This is a genomic window from uncultured Paracoccus sp. (genome assembly GCF_947487305.1).
Taxonomy (GTDB): domain Bacteria; phylum Pseudomonadota; class Alphaproteobacteria; order Rhodobacterales; family Rhodobacteraceae; genus Paracoccus.
This window is the reverse complement of record NZ_CANKWH010000079.1, coordinates 1-723: the sequence shown is the minus strand read 5'-3', so window position 1 is coordinate 723 and position 723 is coordinate 1. Positions and strand designations below refer to the sequence as shown.

General features: G+C 57.3%; 1 pseudogene. It reads left to right on the top strand.

Annotated elements, in window-relative coordinates:
- Positions 1-649: pseudogene (locus Q1A36_RS21335) on the top strand (DDE-type integrase/transposase/recombinase); the annotation flags it as partial.
- Positions 650-723 lie beyond the last annotated feature (74 nt).

The following is a 723-nucleotide window of genomic DNA, read 5'->3' as shown; positions in this document are numbered from 1 at the left end:
GTTGGTTCTCGCAACCCGACCCTACCGGGAAACCCGATGGCCACCGCAAGCTACACCACGTCCATGGACGTCACCAGCCGGGTGGCCTGATTGGCGCAGCTTACTGGCATCAAGGCACAGATCGGCTATAAGCGCTGCCCCGGCAGCTATGGCGACAAGCCTTCTATAGTGGTCGACAACACCCATGATAGGTAGTTCGACGTTGCGGCACCAGACAGGGTCTGGATCACCGGCATCACCTACATCCGGACCCAGGAAGGCTTTGCCGACCTCGCTGTGGTCATCGACCTCTAATCCGGCATGTGATCTGCTGGTCGAGGCAAAGTTGTCAAACGACGGATGTTGTCCTGCAAGCTTTGCTTATGGCGGTCTGTCGGCGAGCATCGAAGGGAATGGCACCCATTCCTTCAGATCAGGGTAGTCAGTTCTCCAGCATGGACAGGGTGACATTCTTGCGCGCTACGATCTTGACCATTCGATGAGTCGTTCTGGCAACTGTCACGACAATGCGGTCGCCGAGAGCTTCTTCAATCTACTAAGGCGCGAACGGATCAGGCGCAGGACCAACAGGACCCGCGAAGAAGCAAGGCAGAGCGTGCTCGATTGCATTGAGATGTCCTACAAACCGAAGCGCAAGCCTGCGAGGTGATCGGCCCCACTCGAGTGGTCCAGTTTGATTGTTAGTGCATGACCGGCGCACGGTCCATCGCGACGATGGTTTCC